The following is a 23,447-nucleotide window of genomic DNA, read 5'->3' as shown; positions in this document are numbered from 1 at the left end:
CACCTCCACAATTTCCAAATCAACTATAATCCCAAATCTTTTAATATTTTTCTCTCTAGACCTTTTCCTAAATCCTCATTACCGTGAACTGGAATAGTGACAAGATAGGAGACCCCTTCTTTCTTAAAATGATGATGACTTCCTCTCTTACGAACTTCAATCCATCCATTTGCAAGAGCCAATTTTACCATTTCCTTACCTGTTATTGGCATTTATGGTCACCTTTCTAGCTAAAATTATACTTATAATGCGTATTTTTGTCAATTCTTCTATCTTATCTATTCGTAAAAGAGAAAAAAGATCAGGAAATTCCTAATCTTCATTCATGTTTATTTGATTTTCTTAGCTAGCATGGTCGCAAAGCGTAGTTGAATACGATTGCCATTCTCATCACGACGGTGCAAATGACCTGGATTTTCATTGTACTTGACCAACTCCCAATCCTTGTAGTAGTCTGCCAATTCTCCCTCTTTAAATGTGAATGGGAAGTTCACTGAGCAAGGATAATCCTCCGTGTCCATGGCACAGACGATAAGATTATAGCCACCAACAGTGGTTTTCTCCTGCATATTTTTGATAATTTCAGGAATGCGGCCTGTTTGCAAAAACATCAAAACAACTGTCGATACGATGAAATCATAAGCTTGCCCAATGCTAGCTGAATTGATATCGTAAAGACCAACAGACATATCCAGATCTTCCTGCTCAACAATGCTTTGCAAGATTTCAAGAGATAATTCATTTTGATCTACAGCTGTCACATCAAAACCATTCTGTGCAAGAAAGAGAGAGTTACGGCCCTGACCACAGCCCAAATCCAAGGCTTTCCCTGGTTTTACTGTCTGCATTGCCTCTAGGACCTCTGAATGAACAGGATTGGTATTGTATTTCTTAGGGAAGTAATCCTCAGGTTTACAATAAAATTCCAAGTACCATTCTACATCGTCTGTTACAGCCTCCACTCGGTGCCAAGCTTGAGGTTGTGCCATGGGATTGTCGGCTCCTGCTTCAAAGAGGTGCTCAGCTAAAACCTCACCATCTCCTGTCAATTCAATAAACTTGAGGGCTCCTTTTACAACTGTGATCTTGCCCCAAGTCCCGACCTTGGTATTGTGCTTTTGCTGCACCGCTTCAGGCATAGTTTCTTTATTCCACAAGGGCATACGTTTATAGGCAACTAATTTTTCCATTTTCATTCCTCTTTTTATCGCTGGTTGACTGCTTTCATCACGCGCGCAATATGGCGATTCTGCTCACGTCGTTTGATAGACTCCCTTTTATCATAGTCATGCTTCCCTTTAGCTAGGCCTAAAAGGAGCTTGGCATAGCCATCTTTGATATAGACCTTAAGGGGAACCAGGGTCATACCTGTCCCTTTAGTCTCTTGTTCTAATTTTTGGATTTGTTTCTTATGGAGCAGGAGTTTGCGACGACGTTCTGGTTCCTGGTTCCAGATATTGCCCTCTTCGTAAGGAGCGATATGAACATTGCTCAACCAGACCTCCCCATTTTTCACTTGGGCAAAGCCATCCTTGAGATTGATTCGAGCAGCTCGCACACTCTTGATTTCAGTTCCAGTCAGGACCATTCCTGCTTCTAGCGTATCTACGATTGTATAGTCGTGGCGCGCCTTTTTATTTTGTGCGACGACCTTTCCCTCGCCCTTTGCCATTCTTGGCTCCTTTCTTAGCTACTTCCTTGTAAAAAGGTTTCTTTCCTTTTTTCTTCTTGTCTTTTTGTGAATGCTTGCGCTTATCATTTGAGCGTCCTGATTTTCTCTTATCTTCCTTCTTATCTGGACGACGATTTGAACCACGCCCTCTGTCTTTGCGACCAGCTTGTTTCAAGCCTTTTTCAATCACATCAAACTCACTTGGGATGTAAGAGAAGTCAATTTCACCTGTCATCTTATCCGCTCTTTCAACCCGAATACGAATCTGCTGTCCGACACGGAAAGTTGTTCCTGATTTCTCCCCACGAAGAGTCAAATCACGTTCGTTGAAATGATAAAATTCAGGTAGATTGGTGATGTGAATCAAGCCTTCAACTGTGTTCGGCAATTCGACAAAGAGACCAAACTTGACAATGCTGGACACAACCGCATCGTACTCTTCGCCTACGTATTCTTCCATGTACTCAGCCTTTTTCATGGCTTCGACTTCACGCTCAGCCTCAATGGCACGACGCTCGCGGTTGGAAGACTGGGTCGCGATCTCTGGAATTACTTGTTCAAAATGCTCTGCTATTTCCTTAGAACGGCCGTAATCCCGAATCATACGGTGAACAAGAAGGTCTGGATAACGACGAATCGGACTGGTAAAGTGAGTGTAATAATCAGCCGCTAGACCATAATGCCCGTGATTGTGCTCTGAATAGCGAGCCTGCTGCATAGAGCGAAGAAGCATCATGGACAATACATCTGCATAAGGTTCTCCCTCAACAGCACGCATGATGTCTTGAAGTGCCTCCTGGCTAATCTCACTGGCAGTCCCATAAATGCGCAAGCCAAAACTCGAAGCATAATCAATAAACTTCTGAACTTTTTCAGCCTTAGGCTCCTCATGGATACGATAAATGAAAGGTAGATCCAGCTTACTAAAATGCTCAGCAACTGTTTCATTGGCCATCAGCATAAAGGACTCGATCATGCGCTCGGCAACACCACGCTGACGAAGAACGATATCAACAGGCTTACCTTGTTTATCCACTAAAATCTTGGCTTCATTGGTATCGAAATTGAGGGCTCCACGTTTCACACGCATGTTTTCTAGAGTTTCATGAAGCTTGGCCATAAGTTCGATACTAGGAACAATTTTCTGATATTCTTGTCGCTTTTCCTCGTCGCCAGCTAGGATATCATTGACATCACTATAGGTCATACGGAAGCTTGTCTTGATAACTGTTTGTGTAATGGTGTAATTGACCACACGACCATGTTTATCAATCTCCATAATGGCAGACTGGGTCAGGCGGTCAACTTGAGGATTGAGGGAGCAAATTCCATTAGACAGTCGTTCTGGAAGCATTGGAACCACACGGTCTGTCACATAGACAGAAGTCGCACGGTTAAGGGCTTCCTTGTCAAGGGCAGAACCCTCGGTCACATAGTAGGAAACGTCTGCTATGTGAACTCCAAGCTCCAGATTGCCATTTTTCAAAGCCTTAATATGCACCGCATCGTCCAAGTCCTTGGCGTCAGCACCATCAATGGTAAAGATAATCTCATCTCTTAGATCCAGACGACCTTCCATATCCTTTTGAGACGGAGCATCAGGCACACTTTCTGCTTCCTTGATAACAGCTTCTGGAAACTCGGATACAATGTCCATTGATTCCAAGACCTCAAGAACATCAATTCCGACATCCGTTGAATGCCCCACCACATCGAGGACACTAGCGACAAAGAAATCATGTTTCTTGCTTGGGTATTTATCGATAAAGACCTTGAGAACTTCGGTTCCCTCGAGTTTAAGGGCTGGTTTCTTAACATAGATGGGTTGACTGATTTTCTGATTTTTCGAACGGATGTAACCCGCATACTTAGGTTTTTCCTGATCTAGAACGATTTGGCCGACAACTGTTGTCAGGCTGTGTTCTAAGATATCAATAATTTTGGCTTCTGCTGCTGTTCCCTTATTGCGGTCAGCGACTTTCTTGATAACGACCTCAACGGTATCACCATCAATAGCATAGTTGACATCGTTTTTCCCTACAAAAAGGTCGTCCTCCTCGCCTTCCAGACTAACAAAACCAAAGCCATTTTTATGGGCATGAAAAATCCCCTTGAGAGTAATCTCATGTTTTTTCTTGACTTCCAAAGTTAGACTTCCATCTTCTTCAAAGCGTATCTGGTGCTTTCTTTCCATTAGGGACAAGGTTTTAATCAACTCACGAAAATCCTTGGACTCGTCTTTTCCCAAAGCCTGAGCCAAATCATTGACAGTCACCTTTCCTTTATCTTGCAAATATTCTTTTATTCTATCTTTCATATTTTCTTTCTAGATTTTTTAATTTTCTTTTACTGCAAAACCTTCTCAAATATCCTTTAAAAATAAAAAGAGGCAAAGACCTAGTCCTGCCCATTATTTTCTTATCTACTTGATAATACCGTCAATGCTAAGGCAATGGCTAGCCAGAAAAAGACTAAAATCCCTGTCAAACGCTGCATTACAGCTTCAAATCCGCGTGCTTTACTGCGTTCAAACAAATCACCTGAGCTGGCATCAAATACATTGCTGGATTGGTTTTTGGTTGGTTGCATGAAAATCGCAATTACAATCACAACAGATAATACTAATAAAATGGTTAATAATAGGTTATACATATCAAACTCCTTAAAATCCCTATTATTTTACCATAAAATCTACTTAGATTCAAGATGTAGGGTTACTTTTCTTTCCTTGGGACAATACTTTAAAACCTCAATCTTGTCTGGATGGGTTTTGGAGTTTTTACTGGTTAGGTAATTGATACTGCCACAAGAGGAGCATTTGAGATTAATTTTTACTCGCACTAGATTTCCTTTACTTTTAATAATGTTCGAAATTGAAGCAGGTTAAAGAGACAACTAAAGGCAACACAAAGGCTTGTCGCATAAAAGACAGCATGGTAGCCAAATTGACCTGCTACTGCAGAACCTGCCATGGGACCAACGACACCGCCCAGATAAAAGAATACCTGATTAAAGGCAAAGACCCTCGAAATACCAGCTTTGGGCGTCATCTTGCTGAGAAGGGCATTAACTCCGGGAATCAAGGCACCGGTTCCCAATCCAAAGAGGAAACGATAGAGGCCTAGTTGAAAGGGGCTAGAAGCATTGGCACAGAGAAGATAGATGATGACTGAATAAAACTGGGCTACAACCAAGAGACGATGGTTCCCCACCTTGTCACCTAGCTTTCCCATGACTCCTGCACTCATCATGCTGGAAAAGCCCATACTGGACACAATCAAACCAGATACAAAGAGAAGATTCTCTGTCTGGCCTAAGTCGCGCACATACAAAGCTAAGATAGGGCCGATTGATTGGGCTGAAAATTGGATGACAAAACTAGTCAGAAAGAGGTTGACCAAGAGATAGGGATATTTAACTGATGTAAATAATTCCTTTGTTGGGATGGCCTTTTCCTTGGCTACTGGTTGAAAATCTTCCTTGATAAAGCAAATAGTCAAAACAGCAGCTAAAAACAGAAAACTACCAACCAGTAAGAAAACAGTACGAATACCAAATAATTCTGCGATAAAGCCACCAATAAAGGGACCAGTTAGAGTACCTGCAACTACGCCAGTAGACAAAGTACCTAAGGCAGTTCCTGATTTCTCCTTGGGAACCTGACTGGCTATCAAGGCCGTTGAATTGGGAACAAAACCCGCAAATACACCATTCAGTAAACGAAGAAAGATTAGCCAATAAATATTTGGCACAAAAGCCAATCCCCCCATAGTGATAGTCATGGCCAGACCAGCACGAATCATCATGGGTTTTCGACCGTATTTATCAGCAAGGATACCCCAGATAGGAGAGAAAAGTGCTGCAGAAATGGCAGAGACAGAAATAGCTAAACCTGCATAAAAAGCGACTTGCTCACTCCCTACACCTAGATTTTCCACAAAGATGGGCATAAAAGGCACAACTAAGGAAATACTGGCTCCTGTCAGAAAATTACCAAACCAGGCAATACGCAGATTATCCTTCCAGTTAATCTCTGTCATCTTGCTTACCTCCCTCAAGCAGGGAGAACACCTGAGTAAGAAGCTGGTCCTGATTCCCATTGTTGTTTAAAACATGGCTGGCCAAATCTTTCTTTTTCTCTAAAGGCCACTGGGCTGCCAGACGAGACTCAGCTTCATCTTTGGACAACTGATCCCTTTTCATTAAGCGTTCTACTTGGATATCTCGATCCACATAGACCAACCAAGTCTCATCAAACCAAGAGACGTAGTCCTGCTCAAAAAGTAGGGGAATATCCATGAAGAAAATCTCTTCTGTCTGAGCCAATTGGTCTCTTAATGTAGCTAGTTCCTCACGGATAATCTCTCCTTGAGTTATCCTAGACCATTCCCGTTCCTCAGGATTTGAAAAGATAAGACTAGCTAGGAGAGGGCGATTGAGTTCTCCGTTTTTTAGAATTATTTCTTGACCAAAGTGCTGGACTAGAGCCTCAAACAGACGACCACCAGGTCTCTGTAGTTGGTGGACAACCGCGTCGGCATCCACCACTTGAAAGCCTTGCTTTCTTAGAAAATTTGTCACGGTTGACTTACCAGAGGCAATTCCTCCTGTGATTCCAATGATTTTTCCCATCAGTCCCTCCTTTGACAGTTTGGACAAAAGTGGGTTCCACGTCCACCTAGTTGGATTTTCTCAATGATGGTACCACAACGTGAACATTCTTGGCCAGCCTTGTCATAGACCTGATGAAAATCCTGCATAGTTCCATCTTCACCAAAAGCGTTGGTATAGGTCCGAATGGTGGAACCACCTTTTTCAACAGCCTGTCCCAAAACAGCAATGGTTTGGTCATGAATGGCAGTCGCTTCTGCTACTGTCAAAGTCTGGGAAGGTCTAGCTGGATGAACCTGAGCTCGCCAGAGAACCTCATCCACATAGATATTGCCAAGTCCAGCTACCAAAGTCTGGTCTAGGAGATGTGATTTGATAGGTTTTTTAGACTTAGATAGAGCTACTTGAAAGACCTGTAAATCAAAGTCTTGTTCGCTTGGTTCAGGACCTAATTTTTTAGAAATAAAGTAGGCGTCTAAAAGGTCAGGAGCCAAGAGTTCCATAGTACCAAACTTGCGAACATCCTCATAAACAAGCGTGCCACCATCCGCAAACTGAAAGAAAACATGGGCATGCTTGCGTTCAGGAACCTGATACGGATAATAAAAATACTTGCCTTCCATGCGCAAATGGGAAATCAAGACCTTGTCTGTCAGGTAGAAAAGTAAATATTTACCACGACGTCCCATTGACTCAACAACTTGACCAGGCACTTCCTTTCGAAACTCGTCCAAATCTGTCTTAATCATCTTGGGATAGCGAATTTCTATACTCGAAATCTTCTTACCCAAAATCAATTTTTCTAAGCCACGACGAACGGTTTCAACCTCAGGTAATTCAGGCATAAATCCTCCTTCTGTAAAAACAAGAAGCAGGCATGTGCCCACCTCTACTTAGTATTCTTTTTCATTATAGCCAAAGTCAGCCAAATCTAGCTTTTTATCGCGCCAGTTTTTCTTGACCTTGACCCATGTTTCTAGGAAGACCTTGTCTCCTAGCATGAGTTCAATATCACGACGAGCCATGCTACCAATTTTCTTAAGCATAGCACCACCTTTACCGATGATAATCCCTTTTTGGCTATCGCGCTCGACCATGATGGTTGCACGGATGTGAACCTTGTCTGTCTCTTCATCTCGTTTCATAGAATCCACTACTACTGCAACAGAATGCGGAATTTCTTCACGAGTTAGGTGCAGAACTTTCTCGCGAACCATTTCTGAAACCAAGAATCGTTCTGGATGGTCTGTGATTTGATCAGACGGGAAATACTGGAATCCTTCGTCCAGATTTTCACTCAAAATATCCACTAGACGAGACACGTTATTGCCTTGAAGGGCTGAGATTGGAACAATTTCCTTAAAGTCCATCTGATTACGAAAATCATCAATCTGAGACAAAAGCTGGTCTGGATGAACCTTATCAATCTTGTTCACCACCAAAATCACAGGAACCTTGGCAGCCTTGAGACGCTCGATAATCATATCGTCTCCCTTACCACGCGCTTCATCAGCTGGTACCATGAAAAGAACGGTGTCCACTTCACGAAGGGTACTGTAGGCAGACTCAACCATGAAATCTCCGAGAGCTGTTTTAGGTTTGTGAATCCCTGGGGTATCGATAAAGACAATCTGCTCCTTATCAGTCGTGTAAATTCCCATGATTTTGTTGCGCGTTGTCTGCGCCTTGTCACTCATGATGGCAATTTTTTGCCCCATGACGTGGTTTAAAAAGGTTGACTTCCCAACATTGGGACGTCCTAAAATGGCTACAAAGCCTGATTTAAAAGTCATAATTTCCTCTTACTGTTTAAAATATTAAATCCCAGATTCGTGGGAGAAAAATCAATGCGCCTGTTAAGGCTGCGAAAAGAGAGACCACTAATACCGCGCCAGCCGCCATATCCTTGGCATTTTTAGCCAGCATAGAAAAGTGATAGTGACTGGCCAAATCTACCACATTTTCAATAGCAGAGTTGATAATTTCAAAGGCTACTACCAAGAAAATGCTCAATAGGAGAAAGAGCCATTCGATTCGTGACACCTGAAAAACAAAACCTGCAAGGATGACCACTAGAGCCGTCACTGCATGTTTTCGCATATTGCGTTCTTCCTTGATAGCAGTAAAAATTCCTGTAAGAGCAAATTCTAAACTGGATATCAGGTCACGATTTTTCCATTTTCGCTTATTGTCTTGTGAGTCCATAGGCTGTCAAAATTTCTTCTTGTAAACCGAACATCTCCGCTTCTTCTTCTGGAGTGTAGTGATCATAGCCGTTGATATGTAAAAAGCCGTGTACTGCCAAGAAGCCCATCTCACGCTCAAAGCTGTGGCCGTATTCCTCGGCCTGCTCATGAGCCTTATCGATAGAGATGAACAGTTCCCCAATATAGGCATCAAACTCAGACATCATCTCTGCCAATTCCGGATTTTCAAGCAAATCTTCCTCGTCAAAGGCAATTTCCAACTCTGGCTTGTATTCAAGGCTGATAACATCTGTCGGACGGTCTGTGTCACGGTACTCCAGATTGAGTTCATGACTACGCTCATTGGTCACAAAAGTGACTGCCATCTCCTTGTCTTCTTTTCCTAATTTTTGGGCTGCAAATTCCAAAATTTCTTGGGTTTGTTTCAACATTTCTTTTGAAACTTGACCAGTTTCATCTACCATTTCAATATACATGTGCTTCTCGTTTCTCTTTACTTGGCTTTATTATACCACATTTCCATGATTTTATTCTACCTTTTTGATATAATACTATGGAATACAATCACAAGGAGAGAACGATGTCATTTGACGGATTTTTTTTACACCACATAGTTGAGGAATTGCGAAGCGAATTAGTGAATGGTCGCATCCAGAAAATCAATCAGCCTTTTGAACAAGAGTTGGTCTTGCAAATCCGCAGCAATCGCCAAAGCCATCGCCTGCTCCTTTCTGCCCATCCAGTTTTTGGACGCATTCAGCTGACCCAAACGACTTTTGAAAATCCAGCCCAACCTTCTACCTTTATAATGGTTTTGAGAAAGTATTTGCAGGGGGCCCTGATTGAGTCGATTGAGCAAGTGGAAAATGACCGTATTGTGGAAATTACAGTTTCCAATAAAAACGAGATTGGAGACCATATCCAGGCTACCTTGATTATCGAAATTATGGGGAAACACAGTAATATTCTACTGGTCGATAAAAGCAGTCATAAAATCCTCGAAGTTATCAAACACGTCGGCTTTTCACAAAATAGCTACCGCACCTTACTTCCAGGATCGACCTATATCGCTCCGCCAAGTACGGTATCTCTCAATCCTTTTACTATCAAGGATGAAAAGCTCTTTGAAATCCTGCAAACCCAAGAACTAACAGCAAAAAATCTTCAAAGCCTCTTTCAAGGTCTGGGACGCGATACGGCAAATGAATTGGAAAGGATACTGGTTAGTGAAAAACTTTCCGCTTTCCGAAACTTTTTCAATCAAGAAACCAAGCCATGCTTGACTGAGACTTCCTTCAGTCCAGTTCCTTTTGCAAATCAAGTGGGAGAGCCTTTTGCCAATCTTTCTGATTTGTTGGACACCTACTATAAGGATAAGGCTGAGCGCGACCGTGTCAAACAGCAAGCCAGTGAACTCATTCGTCGTGTTGAAAATGAACTTCAGAAAAACCGCCACAAACTCAAAAAACAGGAAAAAGAGTTACTGGCGACAGACAATGCTGAAGAATTTCGCCAAAAAGGGGAATTGCTAACAACCTTCCTCCATCAAGTGCCTAACGATCAAGACCAAGTTATCCTAGACAACTACTACACCAACCAACCTATCACGATTGCGCTTGATAAGGCTCTGACTCCCAACCAGAATGCCCAACGCTATTTTAAACGGTATCAGAAACTCAAAGAAGCTGTCAAATACTTGACTGATCTGATTGAAGAAACCAAGGCAACTATTCTCTATTTGGAAAGTGTAGAAACCGTTCTCAACCAAGCTGGACTGGAAGAAATCGCTGAAATCCGTGAAGAATTGATTCAAACAGGTTTTATCCGCAGAAGACAACGGGAGAAAATCCAGAAACGCAAAAAACCAGAACAATATCTAGCAAGCGATGGCAAAACCATCATCTATGTCGGCCGCAATAACCTGCAAAATGAAGAGCTAACCTTTAAAATGGCCCGCAAGGAGGAACTTTGGTTCCATGCCAAGGACATTCCTGGAAGCCATGTTGTCATCTCAGGAAATCTTGACCCATCTGATGAAGTCAAGACAGACGCGGCAGAACTAGCCGCCTACTTCTCTCAAGGTCGCCTGTCAAATCTGGTTCAGGTAGATATGATTGAAGTCAAAAAACTCAATAAACCAACTGGTGGAAAACCCGGCTTTGTCACTTACACAGGACAAAAGACCCTCCGCGTCACACCAGACCCCGAAAAAATTACATCCATGAAAAAATCCTGATTTTACTTGAAATCAGGATTTTTAACTTATACTCAATGAAAATCAAAGAGCAAACTGGGAAACTAGCCGCAGGTTGCTCAAAACACTGCTTTGAGGTTGCAGATAGAACTGACGAAGTCAGTAACATCTATACGGCAAGGCGACGTTGACGTGGTTTGAAGAGATTTTCGAAGAGTATTACTACTCACTCAAATCATATCCAACAATAGGACTAATCTTTGCCACCTAGTTTCTCATTGATTTTCATCATCACACTAGCAATTTTTTCGCCCCAATAAGGGTCTGAAGCATATTCCACATTCATACCAGATGCCTTGTTTCCAAGGAAAGTTCTGCCCCTATCGATATAATTTTCCTTAATCCATTTGGTTGCACCTAAAATTCCCTTATCCACATCATCAAATGTCTTGGCAGAAAGGTAAGGGGTCGTATCATAGGCTGTAATTCCAAAGAAATTATTCTTATCTTTGGCAATCTTACTTCTTCCCCAGTCACTTTCTAAGGCACTATGGGCAAGGAGATAGAGGGCATTGATATGGTAATGTTCTTCGGCTTCCTTAAAGGTAGCTCCCTTGTTCTCTAAGAGGCTATTATTAATATTTAACAAACTAAATACCTTATCCAAGTCTTCAGCACTGTAGTTTGTAGCCTCTGTCAAATCTTTGAAAAGGAAGGGATTTTCAAGGTTAAAACCATCAAAATGCAGTCCATCTGCCGAATAATATTTCTTGCCTACTTCCATATCAGAAAGATGAGAAGCTACTGGAATACTAGCATTCTGAGCCACATAGTGATAAAAATGGTAGCCATCACTCTCATAATAAGGGATAAAGTCCTTACTAGCATCTAGTGCTTGTAAATCTTCTGTTTTCATATAGCCTGACAAACCAGAAATAGTAATAGCCAGGCGCTTGTCATCACTTTTTCTATCCTTATCTAGCCAGACGACACTACCTTGCGATATATAGGAGAGCTTTTCACCATCTGCATTATAGACATTTGCTGTGACAGGTACTACTTGATAATAAGCAGCATTTTCATTTGTAGCTTTTTCTCCAAGCCATTTACCGTCGCTTCCAAGCTGATAACCATCTACAGTCTCATTTTTCGCCATGTAGCCACCAGATTTGAAGTAGTACCAGGCTTGACTTTTAGCATCGTATAGCCATTCTTTCTCAGCCATTTTACCATCAGATTTGAGGTAAAACCATGACTCTTTATCCCAAATCCATTCATTTGCTGCCATATAGCCACCGGATTTTAGATAATAATAGTGACCATTCTCGAAAATCCATTCTTTCTCAGCATGTTTTCCATTTTCTTTGATGTAAAACCAAGATTGGTATTGTTTGTCAAAAAGCCAACCTTGCTGTACTTTGGCACCACTAGCACTCACATAAGTCTGTTCAATCCACTGACTTGTCAGTAGATAACCACCAGATTTAAAATAATAGTCCTTCCCTTTAATTTGGAGCCATTCTTTCTCTGCGTGTTGTCCATCTGCTTTGATGTAAAACCAAGCGTCGTATTGAGAATCATAGACCCAGTCTTCTATTACCTTGGCACCTGTTGCACCAACATAGGAAGTTCCTAGCCAAGTATTTCTTTTCATCTTTCCCTCTTGGTCAAGATAATAGAAGGCTCCCTTGTCTTCTACCCATTCTGATTTGGCCATATAGCCACCAGATTTGAGATAAAAATAGTCGTCACCTTGTTTCAGCCATTCATTTTCAGCATAGTTAGCATCTTCTTTTATATAAAACCAAGATTGATAATGAGCATCAAAAACCCACTCATTGGCTGCTTGACTGCCGTCTGCTTTCAGGTATTGTTTTCCTTGCCAAGTACCATCGCTAGCCATTGCACTCTCTGGTCTGACTAAGAAAAATAGTAGGGCTAAAAAAATAAATCTCAACTTCTTCATTAATTTACTTCCTCTGTTCTTACTCATTTCATTATATCAAAATTCTCTATAATCAACATTACAAACTAATAAAAAATCAAGAACAGAATGATTGCAGTTTACCTCAGAGACTCTTTTACCTCCTTGCGTAGATTTTCTAGACTGCTGATGCTGTATTTGTCCATGACTTTTGGCAGATTTTCGATGATATCAGGGCAGGCATAAGGATTGGTAAAGTTGGCTGTTCCAACTCCAATAGCAGATGCTCCAGCCAGATACATTTCTAGGGCAGCTTCAGCCGAATCCACTCCCCCCATTCCAATGATAGGGAGATCTGTTGTTTGAGCTACTTGGCGGATGAGTTTGAGGGCTACTGGAAAGACTGCTGGACCAGACATTCCACCTGTTCCATTGGCCAAGATTGGTTTTCTGGTTTTGAGGTCAAAACGCATTCCAACTAAAGTATTGATCATGGTTAATCCACTTGCTCCTGCATCCTCTGCTGCCTTTGCGACAGTAACGATATCGGTCACACTAGGGGTTAGTTTGACATAAACTGGCACATCAGAAGCTTCTACAGCTGCTTTCACCACATCATAAGCCAGATCAGGATCTTGACCAATCAAAAGTCCGTGATTACAGTGGTCAACATTGGGACAAGAAATATTGAGCTCGATAGCCTTTACATTAGCCACCTTGGAAATACCACTAGAAACGGCCGCATACTCTTGTTTTGAAAAACCAGCCACATTAGCAATAATAGGAAGATTTGGATATTCTCTTTCCAGCCAAGGTAGTTTTTCAGCTAAGACAGCTTCCAAACCAGGATTTTGCAAACCAATTGCATTGAGCATGCCAGCAGGTGTTTCTGCCACCCTAGGAGTTGGATTCCCAAAACGTGGTTCAAGTGTTGTCGCCTTGATCATAATAGAACCTAAAAGGTCTAAATCATAGTACTTGGCATACTCTTGACCAAAACCAAAACAGCCTGATGCTGGAATAATCGGATTTTTCAAATCCAAACCAGGTAGAGAAACTTGTAAACGATTTGAAGTCATGATTTTCTCCTTATAGTACAACTGTTCCTGTGCGGAAAACAGGCCCATCTTCACAGACGCGTTGGCTGACTGTCTCGCTTTCTGGTACTTTTAGGACGCAGGCATAGCAAGCCCCCATCCCACAAGCCATACGAGATTCCAGAGATAGATAGGCTCTAGGGTGGTCATAAAAGGTTTGATTGATATACTTCATCATTCCAGGCGCCCCACATGAGTAAACAGCATCAAACTGACTATCTAAGTCATTGATGACAACGGAAACATTTCCCTTGATGCCATAAGAACCATCATCTGTCGTTACAAAGACCTGACCATATTGAGCCAATTCCTTTTCGAGAATAACAACATCCTTAGTGGCAAAACCAAGAACTGTTACTACTTTCACACCACGCTCATGCAATTCCTTGGCCACCTCAAGCAAGGGCGGAACACCAATCCCACCACCAACAAGGAGTACCTGGCTCTGCTCATCAAGGTCAGACAAGTCAAAACCATTCCCCTGAGGGCCCATCACATCAAGAGTATCTCCCTGACTTAAGGTTGAGAAAATAGCTGTCCCAGCTCCCTCAATCCGATAAATGAGATGACACTGCTTCTTAACCTTATCGATAGACGAAATTGAAATAGGGCGACGCAAAAGATGGGCGTCATCAGGCACACGCAGATGTAAAAATTGGCCTGCTCGCATAGCTTCAACCATTTCTCCTTCTAGGACTAATTCAAAGATTGCTGGTGCGATTTCCTCCTGTGCTACCACCTTCATGGTTTCTAAACGAATTGCACCCAAACGTTTCTTACATGTGGGATTCATGACTTTTCCTCCTTAAATTTTAAGGGGACCAGACAAAGAAAAGACCTTGCTAGTGCAAGGCCTCAGTTAAAATCGTACAACACAAGAGAGCACACTCAAAAAGTCTCCTCTAGAAAATTGCACTATTCTTTTATCTGACACCTTGTGAGTCTCTCTGGACTCCCCTTAAAGGTTAAATTTTTACTAGTATACTCTTTCAGCTAAAAAAAGTCAAGTAGAAAACGAACATTCTACTTGACCTCACGAGATTATTTTTCACGAATGACTTCAACCTTGTAGCCATCAGGGTCTTTGACAAAGTAATAGTTAGGTGCAGTTCCTGGTAGGCCATTTGGCTCAGTAACTTCATAGCCTTTGGCACTGTGCTCTTGATGAAGCGCCTCAAGATCAGGTGTACTGAGAGCGATATGGGCAAATCCATCTCCCACCACATAAGGACCATGATCGTAGTTATAAGTCAACTCCAACTCATAGTCGTCACCCTCAAGTCCTAGATAGACAATTGTGAAGGCATGGTCTGGAAAATCTCTGCGACGCAATTCTTTAAAACCAAATGCATCTTGATAAAATGCGATTGATTTTTCAAGATTTTCTACTCGCAAGCAAGTGTGTAACATTTTTGAAGCCATATTTTCTCCTTTATTTTTAAAAAGACTGGACAATCCTGTTCCAGTCTCATCAGTTATTATTTACCAAGTTTTGCTTTAGCTGCATCTGCAAGAGCTGTGAAAGCTGCTGCATCGTTAACAGCCAAGTCAGCAAGCATTTTACGGTTAACTTCGATCTCAGCCAATTTCAAACCATGCATCAATTGTGAGTATGAAAGTCCGTTCATACGAGCTGCCGCGTTGATACGAGTGATCCACAATTTGCGGAAGTCACGTTTTTTCTGACGACGGTCACGGTATGCATAGTAGTAAGAGTTCATTACTTGTTCTTTTGCAGTACGGAACAAGATGTGTTTAGCTCCATAGTAACCTTTTGCTAATTTAAGAATACGTTTACGACGTTTGCGTGATACAACGCCACCTTTAACACGTGCCATGTTTTATTTCCTCCAAATATTTCCTAGAATTGTTTACTTACAGTCAAACTATTATTTCAAGCGAGTAAGCATTGCTTTGATACGTTTGTAGTCTCCTGAATGCACCATAGATGCTTTACGAAGATGACGACGTTGTTTCTTAGTTTTTCCGTGGAAACGGTGAGAAGTGTAAGCACGGAAACGTTTAAGTCCACCAGAACCTGTACGTTTGAAACGTTTAGCTGATGCGCGGTGTGTTTTTTGTTTTGGCATGATTTTTTCTCCTTTATTTAACTTTCTGACAATTATTTTTTGTCAGTCGCTGGCGCCAATTGCATGAACATTTGACGTCCATCCATTTTAGCACGTTGTTCGATGATGGCAATATCTTGAGTTGCTTCAGCAAACTCGGCTAAAACTTTTGCACCAATCTCTTTATGGGTAATCATACGACCCTTAAAGCGAATAGATACCTTAACTTTATTTCCTTTTTCAAGGAATTTGCGTGCATTGCGAAGTTTTGTATCAAAGTCACCCTTGTCAATAGTTGGACTTAGACGAACTTCTTTCACAGTAACAACACTTTGTTTTTTACGTTGTTCTTTTTGCTTCTTCTGGTACTCAAATTTGAACTTACCGTAGTCCATAATTTTTGCAACAGGCGGTTTAGCTTGGGGTTGAATCAATACTAGGTCAACATTAGCGTTATCAGCCAAAGCTTGCGCTTCACTGAGTGGCTTGATGCCTAGCTGTTCTCCTTCAAGACCAATCAAGCGAACTTCACGTACACGAATCTCATCATTGATGAATAAGTCTTGCTTTGCTATGGTTTTCACCTCTTTTGTTTTATTAGAGAAAAACAATAGCGGACTCGTAAATATACAAGCCCGCACGTTATGATAGCGTTTCTTAGAAACTTTTCATCCGTAGGGCCAGGCAACTTAATGTCACAAGGCGAGAAGCTCTCACTTCTGCTTTTCTCAACTTTTATATGATACCAAGTTTTCTAGCCCTTGTCAAGATAAAAAGTTATTTTTTTGAAAAGTTTCTGTTTGTATTTTGTCTTGGTTTCCGCATCAAAAAGAGAGAACCAAGGTGATTCCCTCTCTATGTTAGTTTTTTCTTATTTTCTGTATAGGAAAGCTAGAATCTATTAAAAACTTCCTTTTTCCGTGAACTTCCCCATCTTTCGATAAATAGAATCCCCACTAACAAAAGGATAATCAGGCAAGGAAGTAAGAACATCCCCATACTCCAATTTAGATTGACATTATCAATTTGCTTAGGTAATCTTCCAGACAAAATCTCCACTGAACGCAAGTAAGTAAAGGGAATCAGATGTGCAATCCTTTGAAGAGGCTGGATTGTTTGGATGCCAAACAATAAGCCAACAATCCCAATGAGTGAAAGAAAGAGGACAGGCATTTTTTGCTTGAAAAAGTAAGCAATCAAGTACACTACTTCCACAATGATGATAAAAGCTAAGAAAGCTAGTAACAAGCTAGGAAATAACACATCTTGTATTTTTCCAATAGTTACCTCTTGATTCACTAAGCTATAAATCGGGTAGGGATAATCTAACTGTCCAAAACCACTTATCAGACTTCCCACTAGAAAAGAAAATCCGCTGATTCCGATAAACAGCACAGTTACATAGCCCACTCCAACTCCAAGGGAGGACATGGCAAATGCCACTTTTGAAAAAGGATATAAGTGAGCTGTGTCCAGATGATTTTGATATCTTTCTGCAAATAGTTGCGTTAGCATAAAAATAATAGCAATCACAAACAAACTTGGGATGATAGCCTCTAAAATCCAGATAATCTGATCAATCCCGTGGGTCGGAAACTCCAAAGTATGTGCTTTTATGTTCAAGGGATACAGGGCTTGGTAAATCTTTCGTTGGCGGTCAACCGCCATTTTAAAGTCAGAGCTAATAGTCGGGTTATTTGATATCAATTCATATTCCTTCTCTTCATCTTGCCACTGCAAATAGTAGGCTTCTTTCCATCGCCCTTCTTTTAATAAAGTCAGAATTTCTGTCTTTTGAGTCGAAAGATTTTTTTGCCCGTCTAAATTATTTTTAGCAATCTGGTATTCCTCCGAGTTGGTATCAGATATTTGGGAGAGTTTCTCTTCATATTCATTGATGATTCTCTCATTTTTTACAAGACTGGTTTCCAACTCGCTCTCCAAGCTGACGGAGTTTGCAGTCTGACTATTAAAATAAAAGGTAACACCGAGTCCAGATACAAATAAAGCTAAGATAATCCAGTTTAAGCGACTTTTGAAAACTTTTTTTAATAAAAATAAACTAACATCTTTCATAAACTAAACCTCTTCTATTTGCCCCTGATGAATGGTTACTACTCTATCGCAGACATCAAGCAACTCTTCCTTATAGTGGGAACTTAAAAGAACCAGCTGTTCTTGTCTATCGATTTGTGCCAGCCTATCAAAAAACTTCTGTCGATAATACTCATCTAAGCCATTTGTAATCTCATCCATGAGCCAGCATTTCGCCTGACTGAGGAAATACATGGCAATCACCAAGCGTTGCTTCATGCCTAAGGAATACTTGCGAATGGGAAGGCTGATATAGTCAGACATTTCCCAATAGGTAATTTCATCCATCAAGTTCAGACCTGACTTCCAGATGTTTTTGATAAGACGAAGGTAGTCCATCCCACTTAAGTTTCCATCCAGCCATTCAATACTCTCATAATAAAATAAAGAAGGAGGGGCTGCAATATTTCCACTACTTATAGGAATTAAATTGCTAATGGCACGGAACAGTGTCGTCTTTCCAGAGCCATTTATAGCAAGAATACCATAAATCCTACCCTTTTCAAATGTAAAATCAACATCTTGTAAGATGACTTGTCGCGTTTTTAAGGTCACATGAGTAAGCTGCAACATATCCAGTCCTCCTTTTTGGATTAATAGCCTCCGCTGTAGTAGTTTAGTACCTCATAACGATCGTAATTCCAGCCAGAACCAACTTTATACTCAGAATAGCTATCATAACGAGACTGTGATAGTTCGTACTATACTTTCCAATCATACCGATAAGTTTTAAGGACGCTCACAGCAGATACACTGGACTAAAAAAGACCAATAGATCATAAACTAACTAATTAAACGGTTTTTGCTAATTTTTAATGATTTTATATCATTAATATTGAAGACGCTTTCATTATATCGTTTTTATCATTATTATGCAACATATTTTTAGTTTGTTTTACTAATATATAATATTTGTCCTTCCTATCGAACACTTTCGATTTTCCAACTATTCCATCCTTTAAAGCGTATAGCTCCTTGCTGGTCAGTTCGGTAAACTTTGCTATTGATAGTTTCTAGTCGTGTCAAAGTTTCCTGATGGGGTAATTTCGTTCGATTGTTCTTTCCAACTGAGATGAGAGTCATCTCTGGTTTGAGTTTTTCTAGAAAGGCTGAACTTGATGATTTTTTAGAGCCATGTTGGCTAGCTTTCAAAACATCCACCTCTAGGTCAGGATAGTGCTTCAGCAAGTCCTTCTCTCCTTTCTCCTCCAAATTTCCAGTGAAGAGAAAGTGCTTATCCAAGAGTTTTCCATACAAAACCAAGGAATCTTCATGACCTCCGTCTCCAATTTTCCTTGGAGATAGGACTTCTAACTGACTTCCAAAAATTGGCAAGTTCTCTCCCACTGACATACTACGAACCTTGGTTTGAGTCGCCTGTAGTTCTGCCACAAATTGCTTCTGCTTCAGACTGCCTTTTGATACTAAAATTTCGCCTACATGGAAAGCCTTGGTCACCTCCAACAAATCTCCAACATGTTCCTTGTCCGTGTTGGTCAAAATCAGCTGGTCAATCTTGGCTACTCCACGACTTTTGAGATAGGGTATCAAGCTTCGCTGGGCATTGCTGGTCGTCGCCTTTTCTTGCCATTTTTCAATTTTCTTATCAGATTCTGCCTTGCCACCTACATCTATGAGAATGGTTTTCCCAGTTACATCCCGTAGGAAAATACTTTCCCCTTGCCCAACATCCATCATGGTAATTTCATTTTCCAGTGGATGCTTGGTCAAGAAAAAGAGACCCACAATAAGTAAGCTAAAGCCAGCTACTCTTTTGATATTTTTCCTCAAATCATAGATCAAAGCCAAGGAAATTAACAATAAGATTAAAAGCCATGCATTGGGTTGGCCAAAGACCAGAGGTCTACTTGCCACCTGTGATACCAAGCGAATCATTCCCTCCAACCATTCAAAGATAAAGTTCAGCTGAATGACTGGATAGAGAAAGGAAAGGGCAAATAAGACAGACAAGAGCGGTAAGAAGACCAAGTCAAAAAGAAAGGAAAAGGCAAAGGTTAAAAGGATGGACCAAGGTTGAAATTCCGCAAAATAGAAGGATAGAATGGGTAATATTCCCAAAGAAATAACCAGACTTTCTCTGGCAATAGCCTTGAGCCCCTCCCCTTCTTTGCTGGTCATGGTCAAGATAAAAGCGTAAGCACAAGACAAAACACCTCCCGCCGTCAGGAAAAAGTTGGGCATGATAATAAAGAGGACAAGAACCGTCAAGGCAAAATTATCCAAGCCCTTAACACCATGTTGAGCCAGTAATTTTTGCAAGAGACTGCGAATGACCGAAGCTGAAAATCCTGTCATACCAGCATAGAGAAGGGAAAAGGGATAGGTCAGCCATTTCAACTTTTCTTGGGTCAAGCCTGATCGCAAGAATAGTTTCTTAAATCCATCCATGAAAAAACCTACCTGCATGCCCGACAAGGCAAAGAGGTGGATAATTCCTAGACTAGAATAGAGTTCATTCATCTCCTCAAAGTCAGTGTCCAGATGCCCTAGCAAAAGCCCTGTCATGTAATTGCGCATAGGGTCTGGGAAATGTGTCTTAATCCAAACCACAGCCTTTCGACGTAAGCTGGACAGGTTTTCACCTATATCCCAACTGCTAACCTTTTGAAGTGACTGGATTTTTTTGATATTGAGAGTCTGGTAAATTCCCTGAGTCTTCAGATAGGCTTGGTAGTCAAAGCCACCAAAATTTCTCTGCCCTTCTGGCTCCGAAAGCTTTCCTTCTAATTCCAAGTCATGAAGATCTGTTAAAGCTTGAAAGGCTTCTTTCTCCTCCTCGGACTGGAGTTTATAATAGACTTGAAAAATGCGTCCATCAGACTTGCCACGAAAGGATAGACTGTCACCATTGACCTTAATAGTGTCGGGCAAAATCCGTACCCTTTCAACAGAATCCGCTAGGTTTTGACTAGCTTGACTCTGTTGCCAATTTTGAAACAGAAACCAGAAGCCAAAGATTCCGCAAATTATTAGAACTTTACTAGCAGATTTCCAAGCAAATTGGAAAAAAAGACAGATTAGCAGAAAAACGAAACCCAACAAAGCAAGATAGGATGCTGAGAAAATAGCGTAGTAAAGCCAAAGCAATAGAAAACTCAGGTAAATTAGGGGAATAGGGAGGTTCTTAATCCACTGTAACATAGTCTTTTAGCTTTTCTATCGTTTTAGCACCAATGCCAGAGACCTTCTTAAGTTCATCAACCGACTTGAATTTGCCATTCGTCTCACGATGATCGATAATGTCCTGAGCTCGTTTGCCACCTAATCCTTTGACCTGTTTAAGCTCTTCCAGATTGGCCTTGTTGAGATTGACCTTCTTTTCCTTGCTTGTTGAAGAAGCCACTCCAGAACCAGTCTGTTGACTAGCTGCCTCTTCTCCCTTAGTGGGAACGTAAACCAGAGCCTCGTCACTAACTTTCTGAGCTAGATTGAGCGACTTGCTATCTGCTTGTTCTGTCAAGCCACCAGCCTTCTGAACAGCGTCATTGACTCGACTACCTACAGGCAAATCATAAATCCCTGGTGATTTTACAGCACCTTTCACATCTACTGTAATTAGATCTTGTTCAACCGATTCGTCCTTCTCTTCCTTTTCGGTCGATGAATCCTTGGAAACAGCTGCAACTTCTGCCTGCAAATTCGTTTCCTTGACAGGTGTTTGTGAATCTGGCTTTAGCAGGAAAAATCCTCCTACAAGCAAGCCCAGACCAGTACAGATGACAATGATTTTATACTCTTTGATTTTTTCGATAATTGCTTCCATATTTTCTCCTCTCTTAGATTATTCGTAAGAGGAAGAAAAACAGTTGAAAATTTCTTCTCAACTGCTTATTTATTTGCAAAATGGTCTTCCTTGGTCAAGACATAATGAACTCTTGTAACGATTCGGTCTTCTTCATGCTGGTCCATACAAGCATAAGCTTCTTCGTGGGAAAAACGCATTCCTGATTTCTCCATGACCTTTCCTGACGCGGGATTAGCCTTATCGTGTAAAGCAACTAACTTGTTCATTCCGATTTTCTCAAAAGCTAGCTCAATCACGGCACGATTGGCTTCTGTCGTTAATCCTTGATTCCAATACTTTTTATTGATAATATAACCAATAGCTGCCTTCTTAAGAACAGAATCAATCTTGTGCAAGTCAATGGTTCCAATAAATTTGCCATTGCATTTCAGTTCTATTCCCCAACGCCCTAATGGACTGGCAAGATAAAACTGAGCAATATTATTTTTAGTTTCTTCTACATTTTGATTGGTTAGAAAAGTGTAACGTGTATTATCCTTATCCGAGGCATAGGCAAACATTGCTTCCGCATCATCCAAGGTTACAGGTCGAAGCAATAAACGCTCTGTATCTACTATTGGATACTGAGCTAGTTTTAAAAAGATTGATTCCATAGGATTCCACCACTTGAAAAGTTTCTAACTAAGATAAGGATATTGAATGAAATATTTAAAAAGCAAATTTATACTTGGTATTGAGATAACTTTAAGTACAAAAGAACTATCCTTCAGATAGAGGTTGAGGATCTAATTCTTCGCTCTCTTCTTTTTTAACTGGTGCTGGTTCATAAGCTCGGATAATCTGAGCGACAACAGGATGGCGAACCACATCCTTGGCTGAAAAATGAACAAAGTCAATCTGATGGATGTTCTTGAGTTTTTCTTGAGCATCAATCAGACCAGACTTGACGTTACGCGGAAGATCAATCTGACTGATATCTCCATTGACAATCATCTTAGAATTAAAGCCTAAACGAGTCAAGAACATCTTCATCTGCATGATGGTCGTGTTTTGCGCCTCATCGAGAATGACAAAGGCATCATCCAAGGTCCGGCCACGCATATAGGCAAGGGGCGCAATCTCGATAATTTCACGCTCCATGAGACGAGTCGTCTGGTCTTTGCCAAGAATCTGATACAAGGCATCATAAACCGGTCTAAGGTAAGGATCTACCTTCTCCTTAAGATCACCCGGAAGAAAACCTAGACTCTCTCCTGCTTCCACTGCTGGACGAGTTAGGATAATTCGCTTGACCTGCCCACGTTTAAGGGCAGTCACTGCCAAGGTCACTGCAAGGAAGGTCTTCCCTGTCCCTGCAGGCCCAATTCCAAAGGTCACATCATGCTGTTTAACACTGTCCACATAAAGTTTTTGACCCAGTGTTTTGACACGGATAGGTTTCCCAGTATTGTCTTTGATGATTTCTTCTTCGTAAAGGGCGACAAACTTGTCTATTTCATCGTTTTTGACCATGCTAATTGCAGTCACCACATCTGGCGTACCAACGGTCATCCCACGGTTCACCAAGACCATGAGAGCTTGGATAACCTGACGAGCTTCCTCGCAAGCAGACTCTTCTCCCAAAACCTGGACAATCTCCGTACGAGCATGAATCACCACATCAAGCTCTTCTTCCATCAAACGAAGATGGCGTTCATTGGAACCAAAAAGATGAAACAGGTCATCTGGATGACTCAGTTGAATGTCTATTGAATGTTCCTTCAAATAAAGAACCTCTCTAATTCTTTTATTTCTTTTTATTATAGCAAAGGGG

The 23,447-nt window shown here is 41.2% G+C and carries 26 protein-coding genes and 1 other annotated feature; of the genes, 1 reads left to right on the top strand and 25 read right to left on the bottom strand.

Annotated elements, in window-relative coordinates:
* Positions 1 to 23: 23 nt before the first annotated feature.
* From N8L33_RS07500 to ybeY, 12 genes are all read right to left on the bottom strand, one after another.
* Entirely contained in the window at positions 24 to 212 is a 189-nt protein-coding gene (locus N8L33_RS07500) for a type II toxin-antitoxin system HicA family toxin (protein WP_101782206.1), read from the bottom strand.
* Between the two features lie 117 nt (positions 213 to 329).
* Positions 330 to 1,190, bottom strand: a complete 861-nt coding sequence (gene tehB, locus N8L33_RS07495) for an SAM-dependent methyltransferase TehB (RefSeq protein ID WP_261059470.1) — start codon at positions 1,188 to 1,190, stop codon at positions 330 to 332.
* Between the two features lie 14 nt (positions 1,191 to 1,204).
* Complete coding sequence (gene smpB, locus N8L33_RS07490) at positions 1,205 to 1,672, bottom strand: SsrA-binding protein SmpB (RefSeq protein WP_261059469.1); 468 nt, start codon at positions 1,670 to 1,672, stop codon at positions 1,205 to 1,207.
* Positions 1,635 to 3,989, bottom strand: coding sequence for a ribonuclease R (gene rnr / locus N8L33_RS07485; RefSeq protein WP_261059468.1), 2,355 nt, complete (start codon positions 3,987 to 3,989; stop codon positions 1,635 to 1,637). The genes smpB and rnr overlap by 38 nt, the downstream gene beginning before the upstream one ends.
* Before the next feature lie 101 nt (positions 3,990 to 4,090).
* Entirely contained in the window at positions 4,091 to 4,324 is a 234-nt protein-coding gene (secG, locus tag N8L33_RS07480) for a preprotein translocase subunit SecG (RefSeq protein ID WP_000282517.1), read from the bottom strand.
* 39 nt (positions 4,325 to 4,363) lie between these two features.
* The gene (gene rpmG, locus N8L33_RS07475; RefSeq protein ID WP_001809104.1) at positions 4,364 to 4,513 is read right to left on the bottom strand and encodes a 50S ribosomal protein L33; all 150 of its coding nucleotides are present in this window, start codon (positions 4,511 to 4,513) and stop codon (positions 4,364 to 4,366) included.
* Positions 4,513 to 5,712, bottom strand: coding sequence for a multidrug efflux MFS transporter PmrA (locus N8L33_RS07470; RefSeq protein WP_261059467.1), 1,200 nt, complete (start codon positions 5,710 to 5,712; stop codon positions 4,513 to 4,515). Before N8L33_RS07470 ends, rpmG begins: the two co-directional genes overlap by 1 nt.
* Positions 5,699 to 6,304, bottom strand: a complete 606-nt coding sequence (gene coaE / locus N8L33_RS07465) for a dephospho-CoA kinase (RefSeq protein WP_261041359.1) — start codon at positions 6,302 to 6,304, stop codon at positions 5,699 to 5,701. Before coaE ends, N8L33_RS07470 begins: the two co-directional genes overlap by 14 nt.
* The gene (mutM, locus tag N8L33_RS07460; protein ID WP_261059466.1) at positions 6,304 to 7,128 is read right to left on the bottom strand and encodes a DNA-formamidopyrimidine glycosylase; all 825 of its coding nucleotides are present in this window, start codon (positions 7,126 to 7,128) and stop codon (positions 6,304 to 6,306) included. Before mutM ends, coaE begins: the two co-directional genes overlap by 1 nt.
* A 48-nt stretch (positions 7,129 to 7,176) precedes the next feature.
* Entirely contained in the window at positions 7,177 to 8,076 is a 900-nt protein-coding gene (gene era / locus N8L33_RS07455) for a GTPase Era (protein ID WP_000143264.1), read from the bottom strand.
* A 16-nt stretch (positions 8,077 to 8,092) separates the two neighbouring features.
* Positions 8,093 to 8,488: a diacylglycerol kinase family protein gene (locus N8L33_RS07450; protein WP_000378165.1), complete on the bottom strand. Its 396-nt coding sequence runs from the start codon at positions 8,486 to 8,488 to the stop codon at positions 8,093 to 8,095.
* Positions 8,469 to 8,966, bottom strand: a complete 498-nt coding sequence (ybeY, locus tag N8L33_RS07445; protein ID WP_101785183.1) for an rRNA maturation RNase YbeY — start codon at positions 8,964 to 8,966, stop codon at positions 8,469 to 8,471. The genes N8L33_RS07450 and ybeY overlap by 20 nt, the downstream gene beginning before the upstream one ends.
* 104 nt (positions 8,967 to 9,070) lie before the next feature.
* Here ybeY and pavA point away from each other — a divergent pair, with 104 nt between their 5' ends.
* The gene (pavA, locus tag N8L33_RS07440) at positions 9,071 to 10,726 is read left to right on the top strand and encodes an Rqc2 family fibronectin-binding protein PavA (protein WP_261059465.1); all 1,656 of its coding nucleotides are present in this window, start codon (positions 9,071 to 9,073) and stop codon (positions 10,724 to 10,726) included.
* 211 nt (positions 10,727 to 10,937) lie between these two features.
* Here the strand turns inward: pavA and N8L33_RS07435 are convergent, their stop codons facing one another.
* From N8L33_RS07435 to N8L33_RS07375, 13 genes are all read right to left on the bottom strand, one after another.
* Complete coding sequence (locus tag N8L33_RS07435; RefSeq protein ID WP_314725987.1) at positions 10,938 to 12,650, bottom strand: glucosaminidase domain-containing protein; 1,713 nt, start codon at positions 12,648 to 12,650, stop codon at positions 10,938 to 10,940.
* Positions 12,651 to 12,748: 98 nt separating this feature from the next.
* Complete coding sequence (locus N8L33_RS07430) at positions 12,749 to 13,735, bottom strand: dihydroorotate dehydrogenase (protein WP_261059463.1); 987 nt, start codon at positions 13,733 to 13,735, stop codon at positions 12,749 to 12,751.
* Entirely contained in the window at positions 13,698 to 14,498 is an 801-nt protein-coding gene (locus N8L33_RS07425) for a dihydroorotate dehydrogenase electron transfer subunit (RefSeq protein WP_001070084.1), read from the bottom strand. The genes N8L33_RS07430 and N8L33_RS07425 overlap by 38 nt, the downstream gene beginning before the upstream one ends.
* Positions 14,499 to 14,746: 248 nt before the next feature.
* Entirely contained in the window at positions 14,747 to 15,127 is a 381-nt protein-coding gene (gene gloA, locus N8L33_RS07420; RefSeq protein ID WP_000157153.1) for a lactoylglutathione lyase, read from the bottom strand.
* Between the two features lie 56 nt (positions 15,128 to 15,183).
* Positions 15,184 to 15,543 carry a 50S ribosomal protein L20 gene (rplT, locus tag N8L33_RS07415; RefSeq protein ID WP_000124834.1) on the bottom strand — a complete coding sequence of 120 codons (360 nt, stop codon included), beginning with the start codon at positions 15,541 to 15,543 and terminating at the stop codon, positions 15,184 to 15,186.
* Positions 15,544 to 15,594: 51 nt separating this feature from the next.
* A complete protein-coding gene (gene rpmI / locus N8L33_RS07410) occupies positions 15,595 to 15,795 on the bottom strand; it encodes a 50S ribosomal protein L35 (protein ID WP_001125943.1) in 201 nt (66 codons plus the stop codon).
* 32 nt (positions 15,796 to 15,827) lie between these two features.
* Positions 15,828 to 16,358: a translation initiation factor IF-3 gene (gene infC, locus N8L33_RS07405; RefSeq protein ID WP_000848180.1), complete on the bottom strand. Its 531-nt coding sequence runs from the start codon at positions 16,356 to 16,358 to the stop codon at positions 15,828 to 15,830.
* 15 nt (positions 16,359 to 16,373) lie between these two features.
* Positions 16,374 to 16,505, bottom strand: a sequence feature (ribosomal protein L20 leader region).
* A 160-nt stretch (positions 16,506 to 16,665) separates the two neighbouring features.
* The gene (locus N8L33_RS07400) at positions 16,666 to 17,850 is read right to left on the bottom strand and encodes a hypothetical protein (RefSeq protein WP_261059462.1); all 1,185 of its coding nucleotides are present in this window, start codon (positions 17,848 to 17,850) and stop codon (positions 16,666 to 16,668) included.
* Between the two features lie 3 nt (positions 17,851 to 17,853).
* Complete coding sequence (locus N8L33_RS07395) at positions 17,854 to 18,441, bottom strand: ABC transporter ATP-binding protein (RefSeq protein WP_261059461.1); 588 nt, start codon at positions 18,439 to 18,441, stop codon at positions 17,854 to 17,856.
* 348 nt (positions 18,442 to 18,789) lie between these two features.
* Positions 18,790 to 21,030, bottom strand: a complete 2,241-nt coding sequence (locus N8L33_RS07390; RefSeq protein WP_261059460.1) for a DNA internalization-related competence protein ComEC/Rec2 — start codon at positions 21,028 to 21,030, stop codon at positions 18,790 to 18,792.
* Complete coding sequence (locus N8L33_RS07385; RefSeq protein ID WP_261059459.1) at positions 21,014 to 21,652, bottom strand: helix-hairpin-helix domain-containing protein; 639 nt, start codon at positions 21,650 to 21,652, stop codon at positions 21,014 to 21,016. The genes N8L33_RS07390 and N8L33_RS07385 overlap by 17 nt, the downstream gene beginning before the upstream one ends.
* A gap of 65 nt (positions 21,653 to 21,717) precedes the next feature.
* Positions 21,718 to 22,287 (bottom strand): GNAT family N-acetyltransferase, encoded by a 570-nt coding sequence (locus N8L33_RS07380; protein ID WP_261059458.1) that lies wholly within the window; start codon positions 22,285 to 22,287, stop codon positions 21,718 to 21,720.
* Between the two features lie 106 nt (positions 22,288 to 22,393).
* Positions 22,394 to 23,398 carry a PhoH family protein gene (locus tag N8L33_RS07375; protein WP_261059457.1) on the bottom strand — a complete coding sequence of 335 codons (1,005 nt, stop codon included), beginning with the start codon at positions 23,396 to 23,398 and terminating at the stop codon, positions 22,394 to 22,396.
* Positions 23,399 to 23,447: the final 49 nt, after the last annotated feature.

Origin of the sequence: Streptococcus mitis (assembly GCF_946188695.1) — a bacterium.
Lineage (GTDB): Bacteria > Bacillota > Bacilli > Lactobacillales > Streptococcaceae > Streptococcus > Streptococcus mitis_DF.
This window is presented reverse-complemented; position numbering and strand designations above follow the sequence as displayed.